Genomic DNA, 801 nt, shown 5'->3' on the forward strand with positions numbered 1-801 from the left:
GAGGATGGTTAAATGAGATTTCGAGTGATTACGAAGGTCTCGATATACACGATGAACTATTCAATAATATATCGAAGGGTTTTGTAAAGTTTGGAAAAACAGTCCATAGTTATTTTCAAATTGAATATGATTCTTTAAATAAAAAAGGTTATTTAGATAATCAACTTATAAGTGAATATAAAAATTGGAATGAAATTTCAGATCAAGAATATAGAGACCGCGATTACAATTCCAAAATTTTAAGTTCAGGAAGCGTTTTTCGAGTAGAAGAAAACTTTTTATTAAAATTTTTAAGAGTTGAACAAAAGTCATTAATAATAAAATGCGTAATAGAAAGACAGCTTAAAGAAAGAGTTTATCGCAATAGTTATCAGGATAATAGAAGTAATGTCAAACTTTATTTAATAAAACCCAATCGAACAGTCAAAACACTCAGAGGAAGAGATCATAAAATTGGGTGAAAAAATCGTGAAGGAATTAGATTTGGAATATTCTGTAAATACCTTGGCAAGGTGGATGTCTCATTATATTGCAGAATTAATTCAAAATATAGAAGATGCCGACTCGGAAAGTGAAAAAAAAGTGCTTAAAAAAGAATGTTGTGATCTTATATTACACATATGGTCTCAAAAAAATATTCTACCTATCAGACAACCTTTAGATGATTTAAAGCCATTGGTTGAAATTTTAGAGGTTCTTAATGAAGAGAAAAAAATAAATGTTGCCCCTCGATGGCTTGAGTATAATTCTTTACCACGTAATAATGAATGGGCAACATTTATAGACACGGTTAAGAATAAT

General features: G+C 29.2%; 1 protein-coding gene and 1 pseudogene. Both read left to right on the forward strand.

What is annotated here, in order from left to right; all coding sequences use genetic code 11:
- The coding region (locus WA338_RS18830; protein ID WP_336094562.1) for a hypothetical protein at window positions 1-461 on the forward strand (461 nt) is incomplete at its 5' end.
- Between the two features lie 7 nt (window positions 462-468).
- Window positions 469-801: pseudogene (locus tag WA338_RS18835) on the forward strand (hypothetical protein); the annotation flags it as partial.

Origin of the sequence: Leeuwenhoekiella sp. CH_XMU1409-2 (genome assembly GCF_037029365.1) — a bacterium.
Classification (GTDB): domain Bacteria; phylum Bacteroidota; class Bacteroidia; order Flavobacteriales; family Flavobacteriaceae; genus Leeuwenhoekiella; species Leeuwenhoekiella blandensis.